26 protein-coding genes, 2 tRNA genes and 1 other RNA gene are annotated in these 26,656 nt (G+C 64.0%); 12 read left to right on the plus strand and 17 right to left on the minus strand.

Translation table 11 applies throughout. The features are described 5' to 3' along the window. Positions 1–96: 96 nt before the first annotated feature. The gene (locus E2E27_RS12770) at positions 97–531 is read right to left on the minus strand and encodes a hypothetical protein (RefSeq protein WP_234036049.1); all 435 of its coding nucleotides are present in this window, start codon (positions 529–531) and stop codon (positions 97–99) included. Positions 532–688: 157 nt separating this feature from the next. Continuing rightward, a complete protein-coding gene (locus E2E27_RS12775; RefSeq protein ID WP_141459711.1) occupies positions 689–3,583 on the minus strand; it encodes a MobA/MobL family protein in 2,895 nt (964 codons plus the stop codon). Between the two features lie 202 nt (positions 3,584–3,785). Here E2E27_RS12775 and E2E27_RS12780 point away from each other — a divergent pair, with 202 nt between their 5' ends. From E2E27_RS12780 to E2E27_RS12800, 5 genes are all read left to right on the plus strand, one after another. Next, positions 3,786–4,415 (plus strand): hypothetical protein, encoded by a 630-nt coding sequence (locus E2E27_RS12780; protein ID WP_141459713.1) that lies wholly within the window; start codon positions 3,786–3,788, stop codon positions 4,413–4,415. Then, positions 4,412–5,242 (plus strand): hypothetical protein, encoded by an 831-nt coding sequence (locus E2E27_RS12785; RefSeq protein WP_141459715.1) that lies wholly within the window; start codon positions 4,412–4,414, stop codon positions 5,240–5,242. The genes E2E27_RS12780 and E2E27_RS12785 overlap by 4 nt, the downstream gene beginning before the upstream one ends. Continuing rightward, positions 5,191–7,266 carry a hypothetical protein gene (locus E2E27_RS12790; protein WP_141459717.1) on the plus strand — a complete coding sequence of 692 codons (2,076 nt, stop codon included), beginning with the start codon at positions 5,191–5,193 and terminating at the stop codon, positions 7,264–7,266. Before E2E27_RS12785 ends, E2E27_RS12790 begins: the two co-directional genes overlap by 52 nt. Before the next feature lie 198 nt (positions 7,267–7,464). Continuing rightward, on the plus strand, positions 7,465–8,631 hold the full coding sequence (locus E2E27_RS12795) for a ParB/RepB/Spo0J family partition protein (protein WP_141459719.1): 1,167 nt from the start codon (positions 7,465–7,467) through the stop codon (positions 8,629–8,631). A gap of 216 nt (positions 8,632–8,847) precedes the next feature. Next, entirely contained in the window at positions 8,848–10,488 is a 1,641-nt protein-coding gene (locus E2E27_RS12800; RefSeq protein ID WP_181443437.1) for a recombinase family protein, read from the plus strand. Here the strand turns inward: E2E27_RS12800 and E2E27_RS12805 are convergent. From E2E27_RS12805 to efp, 3 genes are all read right to left on the minus strand, one after another. Continuing rightward, a tRNA-Leu gene (locus E2E27_RS12805) sits at positions 10,447–10,531 on the minus strand. The genes E2E27_RS12800 and E2E27_RS12805 overlap by 42 nt on opposite strands. A gap of 159 nt (positions 10,532–10,690) precedes the next feature. Continuing rightward, positions 10,691–11,509: an inositol monophosphatase family protein gene (locus E2E27_RS12810; RefSeq protein ID WP_141459723.1), complete on the minus strand. Its 819-nt coding sequence runs from the start codon at positions 11,507–11,509 to the stop codon at positions 10,691–10,693. 9 nt (positions 11,510–11,518) lie between these two features. Next, positions 11,519–12,082 (minus strand): elongation factor P, encoded by a 564-nt coding sequence (gene efp, locus E2E27_RS12815; RefSeq protein ID WP_141459725.1) that lies wholly within the window; start codon positions 12,080–12,082, stop codon positions 11,519–11,521. Positions 12,083–12,253: 171 nt separating this feature from the next. On the opposite strand from efp, the gene E2E27_RS12820 reads away from it, so the two are divergent. Continuing rightward, on the plus strand, positions 12,254–12,676 hold the full coding sequence (locus tag E2E27_RS12820) for an elongation factor P (protein WP_141459727.1): 423 nt from the start codon (positions 12,254–12,256) through the stop codon (positions 12,674–12,676). Between the two features lie 39 nt (positions 12,677–12,715). Here the strand turns inward: E2E27_RS12820 and E2E27_RS12825 are convergent, their stop codons facing one another. Together E2E27_RS12825 and thiE are read right to left on the minus strand one after the other, a co-directional pair. Continuing rightward, positions 12,716–13,291: a YdcF family protein gene (locus E2E27_RS12825; protein ID WP_141459728.1), complete on the minus strand. Its 576-nt coding sequence runs from the start codon at positions 13,289–13,291 to the stop codon at positions 12,716–12,718. Beyond that, complete coding sequence (thiE, locus tag E2E27_RS12830) at positions 13,288–13,926, minus strand: thiamine phosphate synthase (protein ID WP_141459730.1); 639 nt, start codon at positions 13,924–13,926, stop codon at positions 13,288–13,290. The genes E2E27_RS12825 and thiE overlap by 4 nt, the downstream gene beginning before the upstream one ends. Before the next feature lie 80 nt (positions 13,927–14,006). On the opposite strand from thiE, the gene E2E27_RS12835 reads away from it, so the two are divergent. After that, positions 14,007–14,414, plus strand: a complete 408-nt coding sequence (locus E2E27_RS12835) for a hypothetical protein (RefSeq protein WP_141459732.1) — start codon at positions 14,007–14,009, stop codon at positions 14,412–14,414. A gap of 4 nt (positions 14,415–14,418) precedes the next feature. On the opposite strand, the gene E2E27_RS12840 is transcribed toward E2E27_RS12835, so the two are convergent. From E2E27_RS12840 to tkt, 6 genes are all read right to left on the minus strand, one after another. Continuing rightward, positions 14,419–15,303 carry a fructose bisphosphate aldolase gene (locus E2E27_RS12840; RefSeq protein WP_141459734.1) on the minus strand — a complete coding sequence of 295 codons (885 nt, stop codon included), beginning with the start codon at positions 15,301–15,303 and terminating at the stop codon, positions 14,419–14,421. Positions 15,304–15,424: 121 nt separating this feature from the next. Further along, on the minus strand, positions 15,425–15,877 hold the full coding sequence (locus E2E27_RS12845; protein WP_141459736.1) for a PaaI family thioesterase: 453 nt from the start codon (positions 15,875–15,877) through the stop codon (positions 15,425–15,427). A 4-nt stretch (positions 15,878–15,881) separates the two neighbouring features. Beyond that, positions 15,882–16,307 carry a YybH family protein gene (locus E2E27_RS12850; protein ID WP_181443438.1) on the minus strand — a complete coding sequence of 142 codons (426 nt, stop codon included), beginning with the start codon at positions 16,305–16,307 and terminating at the stop codon, positions 15,882–15,884. A gap of 2 nt (positions 16,308–16,309) precedes the next feature. Then, a complete protein-coding gene (locus E2E27_RS12855) occupies positions 16,310–17,515 on the minus strand; it encodes a phosphoglycerate kinase (protein ID WP_141459741.1) in 1,206 nt (401 codons plus the stop codon). 133 nt (positions 17,516–17,648) lie between these two features. Next, a complete protein-coding gene (gene gap / locus E2E27_RS12860) occupies positions 17,649–18,656 on the minus strand; it encodes a type I glyceraldehyde-3-phosphate dehydrogenase (protein WP_141459743.1) in 1,008 nt (335 codons plus the stop codon). Positions 18,657–18,671: 15 nt separating this feature from the next. Then, positions 18,672–20,669: a transketolase gene (gene tkt, locus E2E27_RS12865; protein WP_141459745.1), complete on the minus strand. Its 1,998-nt coding sequence runs from the start codon at positions 20,667–20,669 to the stop codon at positions 18,672–18,674. Positions 20,670–20,869: 200 nt separating this feature from the next. On the opposite strand from tkt, the gene E2E27_RS12870 reads away from it, so the two are divergent. From E2E27_RS12870 to E2E27_RS12890, 5 genes are all read left to right on the plus strand, one after another. Next, positions 20,870–21,079 (plus strand): hypothetical protein, encoded by a 210-nt coding sequence (locus tag E2E27_RS12870; RefSeq protein WP_141459747.1) that lies wholly within the window; start codon positions 20,870–20,872, stop codon positions 21,077–21,079. 5 nt (positions 21,080–21,084) lie between these two features. Then, complete coding sequence (locus E2E27_RS12875; RefSeq protein WP_141459749.1) at positions 21,085–21,549, plus strand: cell division protein ZapA; 465 nt, start codon at positions 21,085–21,087, stop codon at positions 21,547–21,549. An 11-nt stretch (positions 21,550–21,560) separates the two neighbouring features. Next, positions 21,561–21,734: non-coding RNA, 6S RNA (gene ssrS, locus E2E27_RS12880), on the plus strand. Between the two features lie 172 nt (positions 21,735–21,906). Then, the gene (locus E2E27_RS12885; protein WP_234036050.1) at positions 21,907–22,479 is read left to right on the plus strand and encodes a 5-formyltetrahydrofolate cyclo-ligase; all 573 of its coding nucleotides are present in this window, start codon (positions 21,907–21,909) and stop codon (positions 22,477–22,479) included. After that, complete coding sequence (locus E2E27_RS12890) at positions 22,479–22,703, plus strand: DUF2842 domain-containing protein (protein WP_141459753.1); 225 nt, start codon at positions 22,479–22,481, stop codon at positions 22,701–22,703. The genes E2E27_RS12885 and E2E27_RS12890 overlap by 1 nt, the downstream gene beginning before the upstream one ends. A gap of 73 nt (positions 22,704–22,776) precedes the next feature. On the opposite strand, the gene E2E27_RS12895 is transcribed toward E2E27_RS12890, so the two are convergent. The 4 genes from E2E27_RS12895 to E2E27_RS12910 all read right to left on the minus strand — a co-directional run bounded on the left by E2E27_RS12895 (position 22,777) and on the right by E2E27_RS12910 (position 26,634). Further along, positions 22,777–22,853 (minus strand) — tRNA-Asp (locus E2E27_RS12895). 118 nt (positions 22,854–22,971) lie between these two features. Beyond that, positions 22,972–24,285, minus strand: coding sequence for a dihydrolipoamide acetyltransferase family protein (locus E2E27_RS12900; RefSeq protein WP_141459755.1), 1,314 nt, complete (start codon positions 24,283–24,285; stop codon positions 22,972–22,974). 4 nt (positions 24,286–24,289) lie between these two features. Next, positions 24,290–25,342, minus strand: coding sequence for an alpha-ketoacid dehydrogenase subunit beta (locus E2E27_RS12905; protein WP_141459757.1), 1,053 nt, complete (start codon positions 25,340–25,342; stop codon positions 24,290–24,292). Continuing rightward, a complete protein-coding gene (locus E2E27_RS12910; RefSeq protein ID WP_141459759.1) occupies positions 25,339–26,634 on the minus strand; it encodes a thiamine pyrophosphate-dependent enzyme in 1,296 nt (431 codons plus the stop codon). Before E2E27_RS12910 ends, E2E27_RS12905 begins: the two co-directional genes overlap by 4 nt. Between the last annotated feature and the right edge of the window lie 22 nt (positions 26,635–26,656).

Here is a 26,656-nt window from a genome sequence, read left to right on the forward strand (position 1 = left end):
TTGCCCACCTCGGGCTGCGAATGGCGGCTATTGCGGGTCCGTTTCCCAATGGCCGCCGTTCTGGAAACGACCCCGTTGCGGTCATTCGATGCCTCGTTAGTTGAGGCTCAGTAGAACCCATCGGTCGGCATCCGTGGCGACAATGGCCGACCTCTTTCGCCAAGCCCCGGTCGCGTCTCTTGATTCGAAGCGGCAGAGGAACTCGGTGGGTTCCTCGTCGAAGCGGCGGCAGCCCAATGAGCGGAGTTCACTAGTGGAGAGGCGGGTCGGGCCTGCCACCTCCGGAGCATTGAGAATGGCGGCAACAAACTCATCCGGATTGGGGCCGACGCCCGCACTCATGTGCTGACAGGCACCCAAAAGAAGCAGGGCAGGTAACATTCTCATGGCCAAACAGTGGCCCATATCACGCTTGTATTCAATGGCAGCTTCCCACCCATTACCAGCCATGAACGGAGCCAGAGCTCCTTCCCGAAAGCCGCTCGGCGGCTCTTGGCGGAAGCAGACCTTCGGCCTGATGATCGTGAACAACCGCCTCTGGGTCGGTAGCTGCCCTGCCATTCTAGCGCAATGAATGGGGCGACAGCGGCCGAGCTAAGCTACCTTCCTGGGTGGCCACTCCTCGTCTCTCAGCGCCTCGATGCATTCCATTGGAAGGCCACCGTCCGGCTCCTGCGCCTGATAACTGTCAACGTCCGACTTCAGGTGGAGTTGTCCCACGGAATTGCGGCTTCGGTTCCTCCGTCCGCGAGGGAGCGATCTGACCGGAAGCTGGGCTTGGCTCCTTCTGAGTATCTGCATTGCTCGCGAGCGGCGAGGTAGAACTTCGCTTGAAGACGAGGCTGGCGAAGTAGATCGGCCTCGCGCCAAGGATCTTCGTCTGACCTGCGTCCACGGCTGGCAGCTTGGCAAACTCCTCGAACGTGTCCTGAACAGCGCGGTCATAACGCCACAGATAAACCGTGCGCCTTAATTCCTCCGGCGCCGAGGCATCCAGCCTCCATCCATGGGCGGTCTGCACGAGGTGGCGCTGCGGATCGGCTGCGAGGTATTTCGCGACCGCATCAAGTTCCGTCCGTTGCCGCTTGCTCTCTTTTTCGAGGGCGCGCTGTACCGGCATGGACTGAGCCTGAAATTCCGTAAGACCCGCCTCTTTGAGAAGTGCGTCAGGAACCGTCCAGAACCCCGACTTCTCCTTCCGGATAACGGACCTGCGGTCCGCCAATATGGCAAGCAACAACCATGGCGAGTCGGATGAGGGCAAAGTCTTGTCCGGCTGCCGGCTACGGTTGTCGGTTGCCTCTTCTATCTGGTCGTCATCCTCAATCCGGCCGAGCTCGGCGGATATTCGTTCAATCGATTGGTTCAGTCGCGTGAACAAATCAGCCGGGAACGAGATAAGAGCAATCTGGCGCTGCTGCTCTGGTCTGTTCGGTTGCGAAGGCTGACCAGCCAATGGCTTCGGCATGGGGGCGCGGGCAACGGGCCGCGCCAACGGCAGGATCGCTGCAAGGCGCGGAACCTTTCCGAGCGTTGCCACTGCGAAGATGGGCCTTCGGCTTGGCGGTGCTGGTGCAATTGGCCGCGTCGAAGAGCTCGCCTGGGGGACAACCTTTGGTGCCGCAAACGGACCGATCGATGCGACCGAGAAGGACCGTCTTGGCACGGCGGGAAGAGTAGCGGGTGAAGTGCCGGACGTCGGCAGCGGCGACGACGCCCTTCTGAGTGATACCCTGGGCATTCGCGACAGATTGAATGGCACCGAAGGCACCTTGACACTGGCAAGCTTGCTCGCCTCTGCAATTCGCAAATTTGCGAATTTTCCGCGGCGCAGTGCGAGGCCGAGTTTCTTGACCGATTTCGCCAGCAAGGCGGCTCCCGTGAAGTATGGCTGCCTCGGCGGGCGAGGCGTTTTGGTCACCTCGCGGGCGGGGACCTTGATCGCTGGCGCCGACAGCACGGGACGCTTCATCAAGCCGATCTTGTATATCTGGCCGGTCGGTGGAGCCGGTGCCGCGATCTTCGCCACGGGCGTTATTATGCGCGCGGCGGTGCGTTTCGGTATCGCCGGGATCACCGCAGTCGAGAACACCCGCGTCGTCGGCGCCTTCGGGAGCAGACCAGGGCTGGCCGCTGAAATTCGCAAATTTGCGATTTTGCTGCGTTCCAGCACGTCGGCCAACGACTTCAGCCCTGTAGCCCGACCCTGCGTACCGACCGGCACACTGGGGCGTCGAGGTACTGCCGGGATGAGCGGAACTTCCTTCGCGGGTTCCAACGTGCGCCACGTGCGGTGTACGAGTTTGAATGCCGACCTCGCAGTACGGAATGCTCGTGACGGTGCGCGCGGCCCAGGAGCTACCTTGGCAATTCTCTGGGCTGCGCGGCGCAGCAGATCCTGCTGACGGGCGAGGCGCTCATCCTCCCGGCGCAACTCATCATCGGCAAGAGCGGCCATCGACCGCAGCACGCGTTCATGGTTCTCTTCATTTTCTGGCACGAGTTCGCCGGCACGGGCGCGGCGGGTCCAGACTTCGCCAAGGTGTTCCTGCCCTTCAACGGGCAGGCCCCGGGCGGCGTAGGAAAGGGCGGTGAAGACATCGCAGTGTCCTGCCTCCTGGGACATCGCGGTCGAAATCATCGCAAACCGTTCACGCAGCAATCGCATGCCGTCCGCGCCATCGAGCTCGTTGCGCAGGCCCTCACCGACGCACCACTCATGGTCACCAGTGCGCTGGAGCGGCCGCCAGGACCAGATTGCATGGAGGTGCCAGTTGCGCTCGTCGCCTTCAGGCGGCGGCGGATGCAGCGCGATGACGTACGGCAAGCCGAACTGCCCGAACCGCTCTTCGGCCCAGCGCTCGCCGACCTGCAGCATCTGCTCAGGGGTCCAGCGATGGTCCATCGCAAGTTCCGCGGCGTAGATGACCTTGGCGTTCTTTTGCGCTGACCGGTTTACAACCTCGAGATGGTCAAGCCCGGCGACGGTTTCCTCGATGGTTTTGCCCACGTTGGTAGCCCACATCGGCTGCCCGGCGCTATCGAGCTCCGCGCCTTCGAAAATGTAGGTGGCGAACCGCATCGCCACTCCGGGTCGGGTGGTCTTTGCTCCGAAATAGCGAACCCGAAAGTAGACCCCCCTGCGGCCGAGCTTGTCGCGGATCGGCTGATCGTACTTTGGCAGCGGCAGCCTTACCCGGGAAGGCTGCACCGACTTCCTCCTGCGCTTGGGCTTTTGGGAATTATGCCGGATTGGCTTGTTCAAGCGCACCTTGGTCCGCATCATCCGGAAGAACCTGGATCTGGCGATATCTGCTTCGCGCTCCTGCTTGCCAAGGTTGCGACGATGGCGAGCCCCTTCGCGCTCATCGTTCCGGAAAGCTCTTTCCATCGCGCGGTCAGATGCCCGGTCGCGCGCGCGCGCCGCAGCGTTGAGCTTCTTCTTGCTGAACGATCTCGCACTCTGGACGGTCAACGCGCGGTCGCGGCCGAAATCGTCAACGAAAACGGCTGGCACGAACTGGTGCTCTTTGGGTTGGGGGGTGTTCCGAACCGCACTGCGGGAGGATTTGGGTTTCGGCATCGCTGAAACATTTCTTGCGCCAAAATTACCCCCCAACCCTACCCCTGCTTAAAACCTGAAAATCCTCGCAAAAGTCGGCCAAATGCCCCCGCGTGTTCGACGAGGCCGCGCGCATAGGCATCCCGGCCTGAAAACGACCCACTTTTGCGAGGATTATTCCCACGGGCGAATCGGCATTGCTCCTTGCGAAAGGAGAAAGCCGATGAATTCGCAAATTTGCGAAAATCCCGACGAGCCCCGGAAGACCGACACCACGATCGCGGATGCTGATCGCCGCATCGAGGAAATCAACGAGCGGCGCGCGGCAATCGCCGAGCGTCGCCGGGCACTCATGGAGCCAACGGAGAAGGTGGTTGTCGCCAATCCATCCGCGATCCACCACAAGATCACCTTGGGTGGCGTGATGGTCAACGCAGGGTTTCAGGCTGCGGATGCGGACGCTCTGGCCGGACTTCTGGACTTGGAAGCTACGATACTCGCCGCGCGCATTCACGAGGCGGTAAACGGGCAGCCCGGAAAAAAAGCGGCTGGCGTCATCGCCGACCTGCTCGACATCAACCAGCGCGAACTCGCTGCTCGCGGGCTTTTCCTGACCTGGCAGAAAAGACTGGCTCTTTACCTCGAGGATCGCGCGGAGTGGCTCGCGCGCGACGAAGAACATCGGCTTCGCGGTGAATGGCGAAACGCCGATATGACGGCCGACCAGCGGTGGCTGATCCGGGCGACGTGCCGCGTTCTACGCATCGCCATGCCCGGCCATCTGCGACGCGGGCAGGCTGCGGATTGGCTCGAAGCGCATGGTGCCAACCTGAATTTTGGAGACTTCCAGTGAGCACGTTCAGCTGGACCGACCGCCACGGCAGGCAGCACCATCTCGAAGCTCCAACTGCGATCGATGATGAGGCTGAGGAGATCGCGACCGAGATCGATGCGCATCTGCCGCGAGCACGCAAAGGATCGTCGGATGACGTAAGGCGCGCGCGCGAGCACATCAGGCAGCTGCAGGCGAGGCTCGATCAACTCGCAGAAGATGGGAAGCGATGGAACGAATTCGCGCTCGTTCAGGCGAGGGATGAGGCACGGCGAGTCTCCATCGCCATTTCGGACTTTCTCGATGAGGTGCCGCAGGTGATTTGCCCTGCAGCACTCCACATGGAAACCCGAGAGGAACTCTCGGATCCGTCGACGCGCGCTCAGCTCCTGAGTGGTCCGATGACGGAATGGCAGCAGCGGGCGATTGAGTTTTCGCATCTGGAGCCGAAGCCATCAAGTGATGCGACCCGTGGCGAGGCGCTGGAGTGGCTGAACAATGACCCGGCCTTCTTTCGACCGCTGAGCGACGAGGGAGGTTGGTTCGAGTGGATCGATGCGGAAGGGGTCGCGCAAAGGCTTGCGAGCCCTCTGCAAATAGAGACAGAGATCGGAAACCTCGCTGATTCACTAAGCGAGCTCGAAGTGAAGATGTCTGAGGCCTGCCTGTCAACAGCGGACTTGAATGAGATTGTATCAGATCTCGAAGTTGCCAATATTTTGTTCTCGCGACTTGATATTCTACAAGGAGATTTGGAGCGCTTTGCGCAGGAGCAGATAGACCAAGAAGAACAAGAGTGGATACGGTACGAACAGGATTGGAAAGCGGGCAGGTCGAAGACGGAATGACCGGCAACAGGACTTTCGCAGCCGAGCAGCTGTCCGACTGGGGCAAGCTGTATGCGGGATGCGGCGGTTTCGAAGGTTCTGCCGAGGCTGTTGCTTCGGCGATCTCCCAGCTGCCGCCAATTGTGATCAAGGGGAAGCGCCTCGACGAGGAAGTTGCAAGCAAGCTTCCTACGTGGGCGCCGATCCAGGAAGTCGAAGAGGAACTCTCCGGCTGGTCGTCGCAATCCGGGATTGGCGCTTACGGCAACCGGCTCGCTGGGATGCGTGAGCCTTGGACGGCGGATGATCCCGAAGTGATCCGCATCAGAGCCGAAATTCTCAAGTCAGGCAAACCGATCCCGCCTCCCGACGAACAATTGATGAAAAAAATTCGCGAAGACGACGAGATCGAGCGGTCTGGAAACCTCGTCACCCGCGACGGTATTCCGTTCCCCGTGGGGAAGGGTCAGATAAATTTCTTCGTTGAGATCAGGTGGCCCTATGTCAGAGACGAGCTGCTTGTTTTTGCAAGCCACCGCAAGGAACTGAGCATCAGCCATGATTGTCTTGAGGCGCTGCTAACCTATAGCCCCCGAATTCACGCAGAGAACCTTATTCAGCTCCAGATGCATCACCCCGCCTTGTTCTGGGCCGTTTGGCGGCGAGATTTCAAGGCAATGAGGAGGATCTTGTGGAAGGTTGATCGCGAGCAACTCGAAGAGTGGCTTGTTTCAGCTCGAAAGCTCAAGAAGAGAGATCTTCAAGGCGAGCGTCGGATCAACGAAAAACGGATCAGAGGCCCCCTGTCCGATCCGGCCCTTCGCCTGAAGTGCGGCACGGCATTGCTCAGTGAGTTTGAGCGCCTCTGCGAAATTCTCGCCTGCCTTCATCTCAGATGCATGGTAACGCGGGAGGGGATCAAGCAGTTTCTGAAGGTCAGCACCTCGATCAAGGACGTCGTCCAAAGCAGCAAACCTCTTGCGATCTACCTCGCTGGCAGTGCGGCGCAGATCCGGGGCTCACACCCCTCTATGAACGGGTATCACAATAGCAAGCACTCGGATCCGGACCTCGCAAGCATCGACCAGATCTTCGAAAAAACGACTGCTTATACGTCGGACAACCCGCGTTTGAGCATGCCGTTTCGGAGAAAACCTGCGATCTATTTCATTGGCATTGAGCAGGAGCTCATCCCGCTCGTTGCGGTCATAATGCTCATCGAAAATATGAAGCGGATCGAGGGAGATTACCGGCATCGTCGAGAGAAAGGAGCAAGTGGCAGGATTGTCATCGAGAATGAAGCCGTCAGGCTTGCAGCCGTTATTGCAGCCCACGTGCATACCCGCTGGGCACGGGCTTTACTGAACTCGTTGAGCAAAGCTGAAACGAACAAGGATTGGCTCGAAGCCGGCATGCCGGGAAAGCCTCCTTTGGAGCCTAAGAAGGAGGGCCTAAAGAAGCTCGAGGAGATTGAGCGCCCACCGGTCGGTGATCGCAATCACACGAGACTTTATGCACGTGCCCGGGAGCGCGCGGAGCAATTGCCTAAGGTCTTTGAACCGGGGTGGAGCCGAGGCTTCTGTTTCACAGCCTGGATGATGGGCATTCCGGAGAAATCCTTCTTCACGAAGTGTGCGACCTTGCAGCGGTTCAGCGAAGAGGGGCGAATTGCCCACGACCGGCAAATGAAAAAGACGGCTGCGGCACCCCTCGACGGCTTCTCCGGGGCGGCAGATACGACGTGGACCGGACTGCCCAGGGAAAATCCGGTCGAGACGCAGCACAACCGGATGAGGCCTTTCATCAACCAGATCCAGGTGCCCGACAAAATCCCGCCGCGCTTTCGCAAAGCGTTCAACAGAGAACGAGATATCTTCGTGGCTGAAGTGGCAAAGGTGTTCCCGGCGGTTACGCCCTTCACGCTCGACCCGCATCTCCACGATCAGATCACTGTTCCAATCGACGAAAGGCTTATCGAATTCGCTGTCGAGGCGGCCTGGCATACGACTTTCAATCCATCTGCACGTGGACCAAAATTGTCATAAGCCTCGAAAGCTTCGGAAGCTTCGCGCTCGAGCGTGCGGGGAGCCATGCAAGGCTGGCGGAAGGTTAAACGCTCGCCCCGCTACAAAGCCTGATCACCAAAACCGATCGAGTTCTGCGAGGATTATTCAGACCGAATCAGCGCGAGAAGCGACTCGTAAACGGCCGCATGGTGCGACCGTATTACGAGGAGTATCAGCATGGCTGACAATGACGAAAAACACATCGACAATTTCGATGAATATCTGCCTGACGAGGCAGAAGTTGAGGCTTGGCTCAAGTCCGAGGAATTCGACGGTGACGGGGGAGATGAGCTCGTAGCTGCCGAGCCTCGCGAAGCCAACGCCCATGACGACCCGAATTCTTCAGAAGAGGTGTCGTGGGACGACGATGAAGAGATCAACCCCAACAAGGGCCTCTCCTTTTCAACGCCCGCGCCGGTGGAAGGCGAAGTGCTCGTGCCCTACAACCAGCTGCAGGTGTGGGAACACCACCCGGCTGCCACGTCGCGAACGCGTGCGGCGCATTTCGAGGCACTCTGCGCCAGCGCCAATGATCCGTGCAACATTCCTCCTCTGGAGGTTATCCGGACGCAGAATGGTTACCGGATCATCGACGGTCGGTTCAGGTGGCTGGCCATCGGGGTCGTCCATGGCGCAACCAGCAAAATCGGCATCAGGTGCCTCGTCTTCCAAGGCACCGAAAAGCAGGCGCTGGAGAAGCTGGCCGATTCTGCCGTTGGCGGCATCCCGCGCTCTCCGATCGAGCAGGCCCGCGCGATCTACAATCTGCAGCTCATCGCTGGCGACAGCCAAAGGGCAATCTCGGAGCGTTACCCGGTTCTCAGCAAGGACCAAGTCAGCCGGATGACGATCGCGGCGCGCACAGTTGAGCAGTTCTCGCGCGTGTTCAATCTGCTGGCCGAACCTGACAGGGTGCCGATCGACACGTGCGTGAAGCTCGCGCAGTGGGTCAAGGCCGCCAGCGAAGAGATGCGCGCCGAGATGCTCAAAACCGCCGAAGCGCTGGAAAGCGAGTTCCTCGCGCGTAGCGGATCGGGAGATGACAAGGCTCGCCTCCTGAAGCCGACCGAGCTCTTCGATGCGCTGGGGATCGAGATCGAAAAAGGTGGTGCGAAGTCGAAAGCCAAGGCGTCCGCCGACGTCGAGGTGTCGGACGTTCTGGAGTCGGTCGACATTTTCGGCGAGGATGACCAGCCAGTGGGAGTCGTCGAGAGACTGAATGAACGCGTCATGCGCATCACGCTGCCCGACCCCGCAGCGATGTCGCCTGATCAGCGCGAGGCTGCTGCGCAGGGCTACATCCGGCAGATCCTCGACTATTTCGGTCTGGAGGGCGCAGTCTGAGGTAGTTGGCAAGATCTTCACCATGCCCGCGCCTCGACCTGAGGAAGTCAAGGCCGACGCCCCGCCTGCTTCGAGCCGGCGGGGCGTCGTTCGGCGCGTGCCAGTCAGGAGCGACCTGCCTTTGGACTTGCCAATCACCCGCGAGGAGATTCAAATACTCGTCGAAGCGCTCGGTGCGGAGATCACGGCGCTGTTTACCGAGGACGAGTGATGCGCGTGAAACAGCCGCAGTGCCGCGAGGCGCTCAAAGCCTACCTTTACCTCCGGCTTTCGGTAGACGAGGAGGGTGGAAAGGCGTTGTCCATTGAGGCGCAGCGTCACGCTGGTCGTCAATACGCCAAGCAGAACGGCATCGTGATCGTCGGCGAGTACGTCGACGCCGGAGTAAGCGGGACGCTTAGCAAGCGCCCCCAGTTCGACCGGATGATTGCCGACGCGATCGGACCGGAGCGACCGGTCGATATCATCCTGATTTATCGTCAGAGCCGCTTCGCCCGAAATACGCGGCTGTTTCTCAATACCCTGCACCAACTTGCCGAACACGGGATCGAGATGGTCTCCGTGACCGAGAACTTCGGTGAGGGCCGGACAAAGCGGGTTGGCCAGACACTCGTCGCCCTGATGGACGAGCAACGGGCGATAGATGACGCCATCCAGACACGGAAAAGCCGTAGGGCGAATGCGCGAAACGGTTTCTGGAACGGCGGACCCGTTCCCTATGGCTATGAAACCTATGCCGCCAAAACAGACGGCAAAAAGCAGCGGATGAAGCTGCGGATCGTCGAGGGCGAAGCCGATATCGTGCGGCAGATCTTCGACTGGGCGGATCAGGGCCGGGGCGGTCGCTGGATCTGCAAAACGCTTGATGATCGCGGCACCACGCTACGTGGTGCCAAGTTCTCGAATGGCAACCTCGCCGGTCTTCTCGCCCGTGAGCATTACACCGGGCGCTATTTCGATCGAACGGCCGACGATGATGGCAACGTTCCCGAGCGGGAGGACTGGATCGAGGTGCCTTGCCCGCAGATCATTCCTCGCGAGCAATTCGAACGCGTGGCTGCGCTGCGTGCCTCGCGAGCGCCGACGCAGATGGCGCCGCATGAGGCTGCTGGCACGACCCTGCTGAGCGGCATTGCCAAGTGCGCGATGCCCAACTGCGGCGCGGGAATGACGATCGGAAGCGGGACCTCGCGATCCCGCCAGAAATACTACTACTATCGCTGCAACGAGCGGACGAACGTCGGACAGCGCTGCAAGTGCCCCAACATCCGCCGCGAAAAGCTCGACCAGGCGGTGCTGCAGGCCGTCGAGAAGCGCATCCTTGGCCCCGGAAGGCTCAAGCAGCTTCTGAAGGACGTCATCGAGATCTCCGATGGCAAGCGCGAGAAGCTGCAGCAGGAACTCACGCAGGCCAATGCCGAGCGCACGAGACGCCGCACGGCGATCGACCGCCTTCTCATTCTGATCGAAGAGGGCGTGATGAAGGCCAGCGATGCCGAGTTCGCAAACCGTCTTTCCGAGAACCGGACTGCGGTTGCGAGCCTGACAGCGCGGATCGAGGTGTTGGAAAGCCAACTGGCAAGGGGATCGCGGAAAATCACGCCTGAAGTGCTCGAAAAGTTCTCGCAACAACTGCGTGAGAAGCTGCACGACGACGACCCCACCCTGCGCAAGGCCTACCTGCGGATGCTGGTGGACCGCGTAGAGGTGTCCAACGATCAGATACTCATCAGAGGGTCAAAAGCGGTTCTGGAGCGAGGTATCGCCCGTGGAGTTCCGCGCCTTGAGGGCGCGGTTCCCATCTTTGACCAGCGGTGGTGCCCCTGGCCAGACTCGAACTGGCACATCTTTCGATAACCGATTTTGAGTCGGTCGCGTCTACCAATTCCACCACAGGGGCGTGCCGAAGCGGATGCCACGCGCTGTTAGCGACAGCCGCGATCACTGGCAAGCACTGCTAACGGCGCGCAGCGCCGCAAGGCCGACCGGCCGCCCGCAGCGACGCGGCCTTCAGGCCGTGTGAGCGAGGACTTCGCACGCCGGAGGGCGTGCGGAACCATCAACGCAGCGCTCCAGCGAGCAGCTTGTGCAGTTTGGAGTGCAGCCCGTCATTGGCGGCGAGGACCTGTGCCGAATGGATCTGCTCGGTGCGCCCGCGGAAGTCGGAGACGAAACCGCCCGCCTCGCGCACGAGCAGGCAGCCTGCCGCCGTATCCCAATCGGAAAGGCCGCTTTCCCAGAACCCGTCGAAACGGCCCTGCGCCACATAGGCGAGGTCCAGCGAGGCCGCGCCGAAGCGGCGGATGCCCGCGACTTCCGGCCCGATCGCGCCGAAGATCTTGCTCCACTCGGCAAAGTCGCCATGCCCGAAGAAGGGCACGCCGGTCGCCACCAGCGCATCCGACAGGCGCGAGCGCGACGAGACGCGCAGGCGTGCATCGTGCAGCCAGGCCCCGCGCGATTTCTCGGCCCAGAAGGTCTGGTCGGTGATCGGCTGATAGACCACGCCTGCGACCACCTCGCCCCAGCCCTTGCCGTCAGGACGCGGTTCCTGGGCGGCGATGCTGATCGCGAAGTGCGGAATGCCGTGGAGGAAGTTACTGGTGCCATCGAGCGGATCGACGATCCAGCGCGGCATCCCCGGATCGCCCTCGATCACGCCCGCCTCTTCCATGACGAAGCCCCAGCCCGGACGGGCGCTGAGCAATTCGTCATAGATCGTGCGCTCGGCGCGCATATCGGCCTTGCTGACGAAATCGGCCGGGCCCTTGCGACTGACCTGAAGATGTTCGACTTCGCCGAAGTCGCGCCGCAGACGCCCGCCCGCCTTGCGCGCGGCGCGTTCCATGACGCGGATGAGGCCGGAAATAGCTGCCATGATGTGTGCTCAGCCCGCCTTGCCGACGTAGGCCTGCTCGTACACGTCGACGATGATGCGCGTGCCGCTGCCGATATGCGGCGGCACCATGATGCGCACGCCGTTGTCGAGGATCGCGGGCTTGTAGCTCGACGAGGCGGTCTGCCCCTTCACCACCGCGTCAGCTTCAACAATCGTGGCTTCGATCTGCGAGGGCAGCTCGACCGAGATCGGCTTTTCGTCCCACAGTTCGAGGTTCACCTGCATCCCGTCCTGCAGGAACGGGCGCGCATCGCCCAGCAGGTCGCCGGGCAGCGTGATCTGTTCGTAGGTGTCGTTGTCCATGAAGACGAGGTCTTCGCCCTCGGCATAGAGGAACTGGAATTCCTTGGTGTCGAGCCGCACACGCTCGACCGTGTCTGCGCTGCGGAAGCGCACGTTGGTCTTGCGGCCATCCTGCAGGTTCTTCATTTCGACCTGCATATAGGCCCCGCCCTTGCCCGGCTGGGTGTGCTGGATCTTGGCAACCTTCCAGATGCCTTTTTCATATTCCAGAATGTTGCCGGGGCGAATGTCGACGCCGCTGATCTTCATGGGGCTGTGGGCCTTCTTTACGAGGTGGAAAGAGCAGATCGGCGCGCCGCCGCATGGGGCGCGCCGCAAAATGATGCGCGCCCATAGCCGAGCGGGTGGCGCTGGGCAAGCATCCGGCGCGCATGGTTAATCGCGTGGCATTGCGCGGCGCAGGCTGATATGGGCGCGAGGATGAAGACGCGTTACATCTTCCTGCTGGTGATCAGCGCCGCTGCTGCTGCCGCCATCATGCCCGGCCATGCCTCAAGCCAGGACCGCGCCGCATCGCGCCCCACCTCGCGCGCCGCGGTGCCGACCGGCGGGATGCTGGGGATCCTGCGCCACGGCAACTGGGAATGCGCCCTGCCCGGCGATGCGGGGAGCGAGGCCTTCGTGCCCCAGCCCGAGGAAGCCTTCCGCATCGGCACAGCCTCCAGCTATGACAGCCCGGCCGGCACCGGCATCTACCTGCTGCGCGGCACCGAGGTGCTCTTTACCCGCGGCCCCAAGAAGGACGAGCGCTTCAAGGTGCTGGGCGAGAACACCTTGCAAAAACTCAACCGCGACGGCAGCGTGAGCAAGCTGATCTGCACGCGGGTGGGCGGCGGAACCTGACCGCGCCGCCATCCCTGCGCGGGTCGGGGTGTCAGGGGATCACATCCCAGCCAGCCAGTGGACATGCATGAACCACACCTCACGCGCGAGGAAAGGGGCCTGCGTGGCGAGGCTGCGATAGCGGGTGGTTGGCGTGGGTGCGGGGCGTGCGTTGAAGCCCTCGGCCGCCGCCATCGCCATCGCCCGGCGCATGTGGAGCGGATCGGAGACGATCAGCACCGGCGCGCGTGCGCCATCGCCCAGCATAGCGCGGGCATTGGCGAGATTCTCACGGGTGGTTTTCGAGCGGTCTTCGATCAGGATCGACTCCGTCGGAACCCCGCGCGCCTGCAACCACGCCGCACCCGCGTCGCCCTCGGCAAATCTGTCCTCGGGAGAGCGCCCGCCGGTGACGAGGATGCGCCCCGCCCGCCCCGCGCGGTAAAGCGTCAAGGCGTGTTCAAGCCGCGCGGTGAATACCGGCGAGGGCTGATCGCCGATCACCGCCGCGCCAAGCACGATGGCGGTCTCCCCGCGCTCGCTGCCGGTGACAGCGGGGCCGACCGCTATCCATCCCGCGGCGGCGCCGAGCCACAGCGCCAGCGCAGCCGCCAACCCGGCGCTCCAGCGCTTCACCCCCGCATGACTTTTGCAAAGGCCTCGATCGCGGCGACCTCGTCCCCGCCCCAGACGGCGTGGGACACAGCGAGAAAGTCCGCCCCGGCCTCGATCAGCGGCTGGCAATTGTCGGGCGTGATCCCGCCAATCGCGACGCAGGGGATTTCGAAGATCTGGCTCCACCACGTCAGCAGTTCGGGCGCGGGCCGTTCGGCATTGCCCTTGTCCTTGGTGGCGGACGGGAAGAACGCCCCGAAGGCGACGTAGTCCGCCCCCGCTTCGCCCGCTTCCATCGCCATGTGGCGGCTGGCGTGGCAGGTGACGCCGATCTGCGCCTCGCGGCCCAGTTCTGCGCGCGCCTCCTTGGGCGAGCCGTCGTCCTGCCCGAGATGCACCCCGTCGGCCTTCAATCGCTTGGCGAGCGCCACCGAATCGTTGACGATGAAGGCCACGTCATGCGCGGCGCAGATCGCCTGAAGCGGCGCGGCAAGTCCGGCGGCCTCGTGCTGGTCGACACCCTTCACGCGGAATTGGAAGGCCGTGACGAGATCGCCATGCCGCCGCGCGCCCGCTGCCAGCGCACGTTCAAGCCGGGCAGGAAAATCGCCGCCGACATCGAGCGGGGAGATGAGATAAAGCTGTGTCTGGGTCATGGCGCGCTTCGCTAATCGCTCGGACGCCGCCTGTCACCTGTTCAGCTTTCACTCAGCCGCGCGATTGTCTGGAAGGCGGCATGAGACTGACCCTTCATGCAATCGCGCCGCTCGCCCTCGCCGCCGCCCTCGCCGGTTGCGCGACGGTGCCCGATTCCCCGCAACCCGAAAGTCCGCCGGCCGCTGAGGGAAGCCTCGTGGCACTGGGCGCGCCGGTGACGGTTGGCGCGCTGGTGGCGACGCCGATGGAAGTGGTCGAGGACAGCCGCTGCCCGATCAACGCACGCTGCGTCTGGGCCGGGCGGCTGGTGGTGAAGACCCGGATCGATGGGGCGGGCTGGCGCGAGACCGCAAACCTGACGCTGGGCGAGCCCTACGCAACCCACGACACCGCGCTTGCGCTGGTCTCGGGCGAGCCTGCGCCGGAAGCGGGCGAAGGCAAGCAGACCCTGACCGCCGACTACCGCTTCGCCTACGAGCCGCGCTGAGGCGTTACACGCTCGCGCCGGCGATCTTGTCGATCGCCTTGCCGAGCACCGCATCGAACTCGGCGTCGGACTGCGTCTTGCGCAGATCCTGCAGCAGCCCGCGGCTGAAGCTGGCAATCATGCCCGGGTTCTGCGCGAGGCGTTCGCAGGCATCGTCGGTCGAAAATCCGCCCGAGAGCGCCACCACGCGAAGCACCTTGGGGTGGTTCACCAGCGGTGTGTAGAGGCCTGCGGTGGCCGGAATCGAGAGCTTGAGCATGACCTGCTGGCCCTCGGGCAGAGCGTCGAGATGCTTCGTGATTTCGGCGAGCAGGATCGCCTCGCCCTCGACGCGGTCTGCGGCGGTGATGTCATATTCAGGCTCGATGATCGGCATCAGCCCGGCGGCGATGATCTGCGCCGCCACGTCGAACTGCTGGGCGACAACGGCGGCGATCCCGGCGGGGTTTGCCGCCTTGATGACCGATCGCATCTTGGTGCCGAACATCCCCGCCGCCACCGACTTTTCGAGCAGCGCGGAAAGCTTGCCCATCGGCTTCATCAGTTGAACGCCGTCCGCTTCGTCGGCGAGGCCCTCGTCGACCTTGATGAAGGGCACGATCCCGCGCGCCTTGAGTGCATCGCCGGTCGACTTGCCGTCCACCTCGCCGTCCATCGTCCGCTCGAACAGGATCGCGCCGATTACCTTCCCGCTGGCAAAGCAGGGGCTGGTGATCACACGCGCGCGCATCGCGTGGATCTGGGCGAACATCTCGTCATCACCCGACCATTCGCTGTCCTCTACCCCGTAACCGCGCAGCGCCTTGGGAGTGGAGCCGCCCGACTGATCGAGCGCGGCGATGAACCCCTGTCCGGTGGCGATGCGGTCGGTCATTTCACGGGTGTTCATGGTAGGCGGTCTCCAATGGCACGAAAGCGATGTGTGGTGCGGCCCTCGCCTTTGCATAGGTATGCAGAGGCGGTTGCAGCGGGCATTAGCGAGGGCTTGCACATGCTGCAACCGCGAAGGATCAGCGGCGCGACAGGCGGCGTATGATACCGGTAAAACTCAGCGCGGGCTTGCCGTCGCCGGTCACGAGGCCGCGCACGAAGATGGTCTTGCCCCCGCCGCGCGTGACCTCGCCGCGCGCCTCGACCAGCGCGCCTTCGTTGATCGCGCCAAGGAAATCGCCCGCCAGGTTCAGCGTCACCGCATGGTCGCCGGCAAGTTCGTCAGTGGCGATGGCAAAGAGTGCGAAATCGGCGAAGGTCATCATGCAGCCGCCATGCATGAAGCCGCCGCCGTTCATGTGGCGGGCCTCCGCGCGAAAGGCGCTGGTGTAGCTGCCGTCATCCTCGCGGCGGTAGTAGAACGGGCCGGATCGGGTCTCGAAAGGATCGCCCTCCCAGTACCGCCACCCGGCAAATTCGCCCGAGTCCATGACGCTGAGCTGCCCGTAACTGGTCTCGACCGCTTCGCTCATCGGTTCACTTCCACAATTGCAACCGGCTGATCGCGACCGCGATGCTGTCGTCGCCGTCGAGCCGGGCGAGGCTGCGTTCAGTCAGCTTCCACCCGCCGATCGCGCCCTTGCGCCACAGGTCGGTAACGAGGAAGCCGCCCGACCAGACCTTGCTGCCGAAGGCAAGCTCGAGCTCCGCCCCGGCGACGAACCAGGCGCTCTTGCCATGACCGCGCACGATCACTTCGCGGAAGGTGAAGCGTGTGCAGGCGAAACCGCGCTCCATTGCCGCCAGAAAGCTCGGGCGATCAAGCAGTTGCGGCGGGGTGCTGCCGACGAGCATCATGAAATCGCGATGCGTCAGCTTTTTTATCGCCTTGGCATCGCCCGCCACCCAGGCGCGCATGGCGGAGAGCGCGAGCGCCTCGATCTCGGCTTCGGTCGCGGCCATGGTCAGGCTTCGAGCGCCGCGACACCGGGCAACACACGACCTTCCATCCATTCGAGGAAAGCGCCGCCAGCGGTTGAAATATAAGTGAAATCCTCCGTCACGCCGGCCAACGCCAGCGCCGCAACCGTGTCCCCGCCACCCGCCACGCTCGTGAGCGAGCCTTCAAGCGTCAGCGCCGCCGCGGTGCGCGCCAGCGCGACGGTCGCGGCGTCGAAAGGTTCAGTCTCGAAAGCGCCCAGCGGGCCATTCCACACCAGCGTGCGGCAGGTCTTGAGCACGTCGGCCAGTGCCTCGGTCGCCTGCGGGCCGAGGTCGAGGATCATCTCGTCAGCGGCGACCTCGTGGACATTGCAGGTGCGCAAGCTCGCCGGGTTGGCGGCGAATTCCTTCGCGACAACAACGTCATAAGGCAGGTGAATGGTGCAACCCGCGTGATCCGCCTCGTCCATGATCTTCGCCACGGTGGGCGCCAGATCGTGCTCGCACAGGCTCTTACCGACATCGACCCCGCGCGCGGCGAGGAAGGTGTTGGCCATGCCCCCGCCGATGATGAGGTGCTGCACCTTGCCCACCAGATTCTCCAGCACGGCGAGCTTGGTCGAGACCTTTGCCCCACCCACCACGGCTGCGACGGGCTGTTCGGGCGTGCCGAGCGCGGCATCGAGCGCCTTCAGCTCGGCCTCCATCGAGCGTCCGGCATAGGCGGGCAGGAAATGCGCCAGCCCCTCGGTGGTGGCGTGGGCGCGGTGCGCGGCGCTGAAGGCGTCGTTGACGTAGAGCGTCCCGTGCGCGGCGATGGCTTGCGCAAGATTCGGATCGTTCTTCTCCTCCCCCGGCCAGAAACGGGTGTTGTCGAGCAACCCGATGTCGCCGGGGCGCAGGATGCTTTCCACCGCCTGCGCCACCACCGGCCCGGCAATTTCGGGGATGAACATGATTTCGCGCCCGATCACCTGCTCGACATCGCCGATCACCATGCTGGTCGAGAGCACCGAGGAGCGCTGCCCGCCCGGTCGCCCGAAATGCGCCAGCAGCAGCACCTTGGCCCCCTTGCCCGCCAGTTCGAGGATGGTCGGCTTGACCGCCTCGACCCGCGTCACGTCGGTGGCCGAACCGTCCTTCATCGGCAGGTTGAGATCGACCCGCACCAGCGCGACTTCGCCGGTGAGATCGGCGGGGAGATTATCGAGGGTCTTGAACTTGGGCATTTCCATCTCCTGACCCCCTCCCGCCTGCGGGAGGGGAGCGAGACTTGCCAGCTCGCTGGCTAGTCGCAGCGGGGTGGGAGACGAGGCACGTGCCCACCCCCGGCCCCTCCCACAAGCGGGAGGGGAGATGCGATCAAAGGAACTTCGCCACCACGCCGGCGGTGTCGATCATCCGGTTGGAGAAGCCCCACTCGTTGTCGTACCAGCTGACGACGCGGGCAAGCTTGCCTTCCATCACGCTGGTTTCCAGCGAATCGACGGTAGAAGACGCCGGGTAGTGGTTGAAATCGCTCGAAACCAGCGGCTGATCGGTATAGTCGAGCACGCCCTTCATCGGCCCATCGGCCGCAGCCTTGAGCGCTTCGTTGATCTCTTCCTTGGTCGTATCGCGGCTAGGCACGAAGACGAGGTCGACCATCGAGACATTGGGGGTCGGCACGCGCACCGAAGACCCGTCGAGCTTGCCCTTCAATTCCGGCAGCACCAGCCCCACCGCGCGCGCGGCGCCGGTGGTGGTGGGGATCATGTTCTGCGCACCCGCACGCGCGCGGCGCAGATCCGAATGGATCTGGTCGAGCATCCGCTGGTCGTTGGTGTAGGAGTGGATCGTGGTCATGAAGCCGCGCTCGATCCCGATCGCGTCATTGAGCACCTTGGCCACCGGGGCGAGGCAGTTGGTGGTGCAGCTCGCGTTGGAGATGATCACATCCTCGGCGGTGAGGCTGTCGTGGTTCACGCCGAACACGATCGTCTTGGAAACACCGGTCGCGGGGGCGGAAATGATGACGCGCTTGGCCCCGGCGGCGAGATGCGGGCGCGAAGCCTCGTCCGACTGGAAGAAGCCGGTGCATTCCAGCACGATGTCGATGCCCATGTCGCCATGCGGCAGCTTGCCCGGATCGCGCTCCTTCGTCACCGCAATGCGCTTGCCATCGACGATGATCGCATCGCCATCGGCGCTCACGTCGCCGTTGAAGCGGCCGTGGACCGAATCGTGGGCGAAGAGCAGCGCATTGGCCTTGGCATCGGCCAGGTCGTTGATCGCGACGAGATCGAGATCGTGGTCGGTGCGCTCGAGAATGGCGCGGGCAACGAGGCGGCCGATGCGGCCGAAGCCGTTGATGGCGACTTTGGTAGCCATGAGAGGAACTCCTGTTTAGTTCTTGAGCTTGCTCAGGATTTGCGGAACGATTTTCTCCGCGGTGAAACCGAAATGGGCAAACAGGTCTTCCGCCGGAGCGGAAGCGCCGAAGCTGTCGAGCCCGATATTGAGGCCCGAACGCCCGGTGTAGCGTTCCCAGCCCAGCGTCGAGCCTGCCTCGATGGAAACGATCAGCGCATCGGCGGGCAGCAGGTCAGCCTTGTAGGCTTCCGGCTGGGCATCGAACAGTTCGGTGCAGGGCATGGAGACCACATCGGCCCCGATCCCCTGCGCTTCAAGCGCCTCGGCACATTCGACCGCCAGCGCGACTTCCGAGCCGGTCGCGACCAGCACGACCTTGCGGCCCGCCGCGGCGGCGCGAAGGCGGTAGCCGCCCTTGGCGCAAGCGTTGCCCGCCATCGTCCAGCTCTCGTCCCCCTCCCCGCGAAGCTGCGGCAGGTTCTGGCGGGTGAGCGCCAGCACCGAAGGCGTCTCCGGCGTGGACAGCGCCAGCGCCCAGCACTCCGCCGTCTCGATCGTATCGCAGGGGCGATAGACGTTGAGATTGGGGATCAAGCGCAGGCTCATCACCTGTTCGACCGGCTGGTGGGTGGGCCCGTCCTCACCCAGACCGATCGAATCGTGGGTCAGGACATAGACCACCCCGGTCTGCTGCAGCGCCGAAAGGCGGATCGCGTTGCGGCAATAGTCGCTGAAAATCAGGAAGGTGCCGCCATAGGGCACGATCCCGCCATGCAGCGCCATGCCGTTCATCGCCGCCGCCATGCCGAATTCGCGGATGCCGTAATAGACGTAGCGCCCGGCGTAGTCTTCGGCGCTCATCGGCTTGGTCGAGGGGGTCTTGGTGTTGTTCGAGCCAGTGAGGTCGGCAGAGCCCCCCACCAGCTGCGGGATCGCCGCCGTCAGCGGGCCGAGCGCCATTTCCGAGGCCTTGCGGGTCGCGACCTTCAACGGGGCGGCGGCGAGGCCGCGGATGTAATCCTCGATCGCGGCGGGGACACGCTCTGCGATTCCCGCCATCTGCGCGAGGAAATCGTCCTTCTGCGCCGAGGCTTCGAGCCTGCCCGCCCATGCGCCATGCGCGGCGCGGCCCGGTTCGGCGGCGCTGTGCCAATCGGCGAGGATCTCGGACGGGACCACGAAAGGCTCGTGCGACCAACCCAGTTCCTCGCGCGCGGCGGCGACTTCCGCCCCGCCCAGCGCTGCGCCGTGGACGCCGCTGGTGCCCTGCTTGTTGGGCGCGCCTTTGCCGATCAGCGTGCGGCAGGCGATCAGCGAGGGGCGCGGATCGGCCTTGGCCTCATTGAGAGCGCGGTCGATATCGGCGAAGTCATGCCCGTCGCACTCGGTCACGTGCCATCCGGTCGCGATATAGCGCGCCTTGATGTCCTCCGAGGTCGACAGGTCGGTCGCGCCGTCGATGGTGATGCGGTTGTCGTCCCACAACACGTTGAGGCGGCCCAGCTTGAGGTGCCCGGCGAGCCCGATCGCTTCGTGGTTGATGCCCTCCATCAGGCAGCCATCGCCCGCGACCACCCAGGTGCGGTGGTCGACCAGATCGTCACCATAGACCGCGTTCAGATGCCGCTCGGCCATCGCCATGCCGACCGCCATCGCGAGGCCCTGCCCCAGCGGGCCGGTGGTGCATTCGACGCCCGGCAGCAGGAAGTTCTCCGGGTGGCCCGCGCAAGGGCTCCCCAACTTCCGGAAGTTGCGGATGTCGTCGATGGTCGGCGCGGCATAGCCGGTCAGGTAGAGCAGGCTGTAGATCAGCATCGACCCGTGCCCTGCCGAGAGCACAAAACGGTCACGGTCGGCCCAGTCGGGCGCGGCGGGATCGAACTTGAGATGCTTCGTGAACAGCACCGTGGCAGCATCGGCCATGCCCATCGGCATGCCCGGGTGGCCTGAATTGGCCGCTTCGACCGCGTCCATCGACAGGGCGCGGATGGCGTTGGCCATCGGCTGGAGGCGGGCGGCGTCAAGGCTCATGGGCACGCAATTCTCCTGCGGGAGCCGCCGCGCCAGTGCGCGCGATTCGGCCCCGGTTATGGTGCGCGTGCCATTGCCGAGGCCAAGGGGGAGGTCAACCTTGCGTGCACGATGGCGCACAGCGCAGGCCTCCGCCCATTTATCAACAGCCCGCCGCAGGGCTTTGCGCAGGCGGAATTCTGTTGGTATCGGTTGCGCGCATGAGCGCCGAGAGGATCACCGCTGCCATCGCCCGCATTGAAGCCGCCACTGCGCGGATCGATGCCGTGCGCGAGACCGAGGCCGAGAGCAAGGCCGCCGGCGCATCGGCGCGGGTAATCGAACTGGTCAATGTTCACGAGAAGCTGCGCGAGCAGGTCGCCGATAGCTTGCGCGAACTCGATGACCTTTTGGCCAAGCTGGAAGACTAGCCCCCATGAGCACCGTTTCGCTCAGCATCGGACCCAAGACCTACACCGTCGCCTGCGCTGACGGGCAGGAGGCGCACATCACCGCGCTGGGCGCGATGATCGCCGAGAAATATGGTCAGCTCGGGTCGGCGCGCGCGCCGCTGGAGGCCCAGAACCTTCTGTTCACCGCGCTGTTTCTGGCCGACGAACTGGCCGAGGCGCGCAAGGCGGTCAGCGCTGCGGCTGCGCCCGACACGGGTGAGGTGGAAGCCCTGCAGGGCCGTATAGCGGCTCTCGAAGCGGAACTTTCCGAAGTCCGTGCGGGAAAGTCTGCGTCCGCCCGTGCTCCTGCGCCGGGTGCTTCGCAATCCGACCTTTTCGGCAGCGCCGACGATGGCGCCAGCGCGGCGATCGCCGATCAGCTCGAAGCGCTTGCCGCCCGGATCGAAGCGAGTGCCGCCGCGCTTGAAGGTGTCGCCGCAAGCGCCTAGATACAGTCTTGGCGGGACTGCCCGGCACGAGCCGATTGAATATCCCTGAGGCTATAAGTAATCCAAATGGGAGTTGTCCCTGTCCTTGTCTGCCGGTTCGCCCGGAAGGCTCGGGTATACGGCGCCCACCTGACGTACCACGCGTCAGAGGATTTCTAGCGCAAACGACCCATGGTGGTTCCGTCACTTTATTGAATGCTGCAGCCCATCCGGGCTGCGATCCTCCAGGGGCCCGGCCCTTGCAGGGCCACCCTTCCGGGCGGGCGGTCGCCCTTGCGGCCCTTTGGGCCGTTCTGCCCACAAGGCTCCGTTCGGGCTGAGCTTGTCGAAGCCCCGTTCTTCTGTTTGAGCAGGCTGGTGAACAAGAAAGACCAACTCCGCCGCACTCTGCGCGCCGCGCGCAAGGCCCATGTCGAGGCGCTGCCGGATTCGATCCGCGGCCTGCTATTCCACCGCCCCCCGGCCCCGCTGCTGGCGCGGATCGGGGACGAGGCGGTGATCGGGCTTTACCATGCGGGGCCCTTCGAAGCCCCGGCCGGCGGCTATGCGCGGTTCTTTCACGAGGCCGGACACACCATCGCCCTTCCCCGCTTCGCGACCCGCACCGCGCCGATGACCTTCGCACGCTACAGCGATCCTTACGCCGACAGCGATCTCGAGGTCGGGCCCTACGGCATGCTGCAACCGGGCAGCGAGGCCGAAGCGCTGATCCCGGACGTGCTGTTCGTGCCGCTGATCGGTTTCACCCCGGCGCTCGAACGGCTCGGGCAAGGCGGCGGGCATTATGACCGCTGGCTGGCGGAACATCGCCCGGCACTCGCCGTTGGGCTGGCATGGGACGCGCAGGCCTTCGAGGCGCTTCCCACCGAACCCCACGACGCGCCGCTGGACGCGGTCGTAACCCCCACCCGGCTCTACGGAAACCTGTGATGCGCGAAACTCCGACCTGGCGAATCCCCTTCGGCATCATCAGCCTGTTCGTGCTGCTGATCGTCTATGGCATGGTGATCGCGCGCTATGCGCCGGGCATCATCGGTAGCTGGTCGGGCGCCGCGCAGACCGTGGTCTACGTGGTGCTGGGCCTGATCTGGCTGCTGCCGCTGAAGCGCTTCCTGATCTGGATGGAAACCGGCCGCTGGAGCCCGCCCGAGTAACAGGCCCGGCCAAAAGAAAAGGCGGACCGAAGCCCGCCTTATCGTGCCCTTTGGGCGATCCATCAGGAACAAGTGGCGCGAGTGACGGGGCTCGAACCCGCGACCTTCGGCGTGACAGGCCGACGCTCTAACCGACTGAGCTACACCCGCGCATCTTGTCCTTTCGAGCGTTCCGGCTATGCCGTGCCGCTCGTGGAGCAGCGCCATTAGGGCGGTGCCAGCGGGCTGTCAACGCCCTCTTGGCCTGCCATGGCGCATTATTTTTCGTCTAATCCACCAGCAGAAGCGCAGGCGTCTCGATCAGCTTCTTCACGCCCTGAATGAAGCTCGCCGCATCGTGGCCGTCGACCACGCGGTGGTCGCATGAAATCGAGATGTTCATCAGCTTGCGTTTGGCGATTCGCTCCCCGCCCATGCCGTCGGACACGAACATCGGGCGCTCGACAATGCGGTTGGGCCCGATAATCGCCACTTCCGGGCGGTTGATGACCGGGGTGGTGGCAACGCCGCCAAGGGGCCCGAGCGAGGTGACCGTCAGCGTCGAGCCTGAAAGCTCCTCCGACGTCGCCTTGCCGCTCCGCGCAGCCTCGGCCAGACGGCCAATCTCGCGGGCGAGCTGCCACAGGTTGCGGCTCTGCGCATCGCGAATCACCGGCACCATCAGCCCGCCATCGGTCTGCGCCGCCATGCCGAGATGCACGCTGCCGTAACGGGTGACGACATTCGCCTCGTCATCGAAGCGCGCGTTGATCATCGGGAATTGTGGGATCACCTTGCAGATCGCGGTGATCAGCAGCGGCAGCATGGTGAGCTTGGGCTTGTCCCCCCGCGCGGCATTCAATTGCGCGCGCAGCTCTTCCATGTCGGTGACATCGCACTCCTCGACATAGGTGAAGTGCGGGATGTGGCGCTTGGCTGCGGCCATGTTCTGGGCGATCCGCTTGCGCAGGCCGATGACCTTGATCGTCTCGTCGGCGCGCGCCTTGCCCGCCGCGCCGAAGCCGCTTCCGGCATTATAGGCGAGGAAGGCGTCGAGATCGCCGTGACGCACGCGACCATCCTCGGCAGGTTTCACTTCGGCAAGATCGATGCCGAGATCGCGGGCGCGCTGGCGCACGGCGGGTGAAGCGAGAACCTTCGCTGCGGTACCGGCTACCGGAGTCGGCGTGGGAGCGGGGGTCGGTGCATGCTCTGGCGCGGCCGCAATGGCGTCATCCGCGTCCGAAGCGTCGGGGTTCTCCACCTCGATCCGCTCCGCCACTTGCTCGGAAGTCGGCGCGTCGGACATGTCGTCCCCGATCTGCTCGGCTGCGGCTTCCGCCTGATCTTCGGACACTTCGCCCTCAACCTCGATCACCAGCAGCATCGAGCCGATGGCGATCACATCGCCGACTTCGCCCGCCACCTCGACCACCGTGCCCGCAACCGGGCTTTCGATGTCTATCGTCGCCTTGTCGGTCATCACATCGACGAGGTGCTGGTCCTCCTCGACCCGGTCGCCGATCTTCACGTGCCATTCGACGACTTCCGCCTCGGCCACGCCCTCGCCCACGTCGGGCATCTTGAAAATGAACTTGGCCATGGGGTCAGTCCTTGAGAAGCTTGTCGATCGCCTCGCCGATGCGGACGGGGCCGGGGAAATAGGCCCATTCGAGGCTGTGGGGATAGGGCGTGTCGAAGCCGGTGACGCGCTCGACCGGGGCTTCGAGGTGGTAGAAGCAGCGTTCGGTGACGAGCGCGGAAAGCTCCGCGCCGAAGCCGGAGGTGCGGGTCGCTTCGTGAACGATCAGGCAGCGCCCGGTCTTTTCAACCGAAGCCTCGATCGCCTTGATGTCGAGCGGCACCAGCGTGCGCAGGTCGAGGATTTCGGCATCGACGCCCTTTTCGCGGCACACGGCCTCGGCCACATGGACCATCGTGCCATAGGCCAGCACCGTCAGCGCCTCCCCCTCGCGCACGGTGCGCGCCTTGCCGAGCGGGACCTTGTAATAGCCTTCGGGGACGACGCTGTCGGCGTGCTTCTTCCACGGCTCGACCGGCTTGTCGTAATAGCCCGAGAACGGCCCGTTATAGATACGCTTGGGCTCGAAGAAGATCACCGGATCATTGTCTTCGATGGCGGAGATCAGCAGCCCCTTGGCATCGTGCGGGGTCGCCGGGATCACGGTCTTGAGGCCCGCCACGTGGGTGAACAGGGCCTCGGGGCTCTGGCTGTGGGTCTGCCCGCCGAAGATACCGCCGCCGAAGGGCGAGCGCACGGTGAGCGGCGCGATGTAGTCCCCCGCCGAACGGTAGCGCAGGCGCGCAGCTTCGGAGATCAGCTGGTCGAGGCCGGGGTAAATGTAGTCCGCAAACTGGATTTCAGGCACGGGGCGCAGGCCATAGGCCCCCATCCCCACCGCCGCGCCGATGATCCCGCATTCACTGATTGGCGTGTCGAACACGCGGTTCTTGCCGTGCTTGGCCTGAAGCCCGGCGGTGGCGCGGAACACCCCGCCGAAATAGCCGACATCCTCGCCCATGATGATCACATCGGGATCGCGCTCGAGCATGATGTCGAGCGCTTCGTTGATCGCCTCGATCATGTTGAGGCGGCGTTCCGCCTGCGCCTCCACGGCGGTCTCGGTCGCCTCGCTCATCCGAAGGGCCTTTCGCTGCCGAACTTGGTGATGCGTTCGCGGATCGCCTGATCGGCCTGCTCTTCGAGATGCCAGGGCAGCTCCTCGTAAACATCCTCGAACATGGTGTGGAACGGGTGGTGGAGACCGTGGCCGAGGATGCCGTTCTTCTCGGCCTCCTTGGTGGTGGCCTTGACCAACTCGGCGCATTCGAGGTCCATCGCCGCGTGGCGCTCCTCGTCCCACTCGCCGATGGCGATGAGATGCTTCTTGAGCCGCATCACCGGATCGCCGAGCGGCCACTCCTCGCGCTCCTGCGCGGAGCGGTAGCCCGAGGGATCGTCCGAGGTGGAGTGCCCTTCCGCGCGGTAGGTGAAATATTCGATCAGCGTCGGCCCGTGGTTGCCGCGCGCGCGGTTGGCGGCCCATTCGGCCGCGGCATAGCAGGCGAGCGCATCATTGCCGTCGACACGCAGGGCGGCGATGCCATAGCCCAGCCCGCGCGCGGCAAAGGTTGTCCGCTCGGCCCCGGCGAACCCGGAGAAGCTGCTGATCGCCCACTGATTGTTGACCACGTTGAGGATCACCGGCGCGTTGTAGACGGCTGCGAAGGTGCAGGCCGAGTGGAAATCGCCCTCCGCAGTCGAGCCCTCGCCCACCCAGGTCGCCGCGATCCGGCTGTCGCCCTTGGCGGCGCTCGCCATCGCCCAGCCCACCGCTTGCGGGCATTGCGTGGCGAGGTTGCCGGAGATCGAGAAGAAGGAGTGCTCGCGGCTCGAATACATGATCGGCAGTTGGCGGCCCTTCAGCTTGTCGGCCTTGTTCGAGTAGATCTGGTTGATCATCTCGATCAGCGGATAACCGCGTGCGATCAGGATGCCCTGCTGGCGGTAGGAGGGAAACACCATGTCGTCGCTGGCGAGCGCCATCGCGGGGGCGATCGAAGTCGCCTCCTCGCCGGTGCACTTCATGTAGAAGCTGGTCTTGCCCTGCCGCTGACCGCGGAACATCCGTTCGTCGAAAGCGCGCACCATCGCCATGTGGCCGAGCATCGCGCGCAGCGTCTCGGGATCGAGCCGGGGGTCCCACGGCCCGTGCGCCTGATTGTCGTCGCCCAGCACCCGCACGAGGCCATAGGCAAGCCCCGCGATCTGCGAGGGATGCACGCCTTCGTCCGGGCGCGGCTGGTCGCCGGGCGTGCCGATGTCGATATGCGAGAAATCCGCCTTGTCGCCGGGCCGGTATTTTGGTTCGGGCACATGCAGCGCGAGCGCCGGGCGGTTGCTGTTTGCCGGTGTCGCTCGATCGGCCATGCGGCTTGCTCTCCCTCGCCTG

The organism is Porphyrobacter sp. YT40, assembly GCF_006542605.1.
Taxonomy (GTDB): Bacteria; Pseudomonadota; Alphaproteobacteria; order Sphingomonadales; family Sphingomonadaceae; genus Erythrobacter.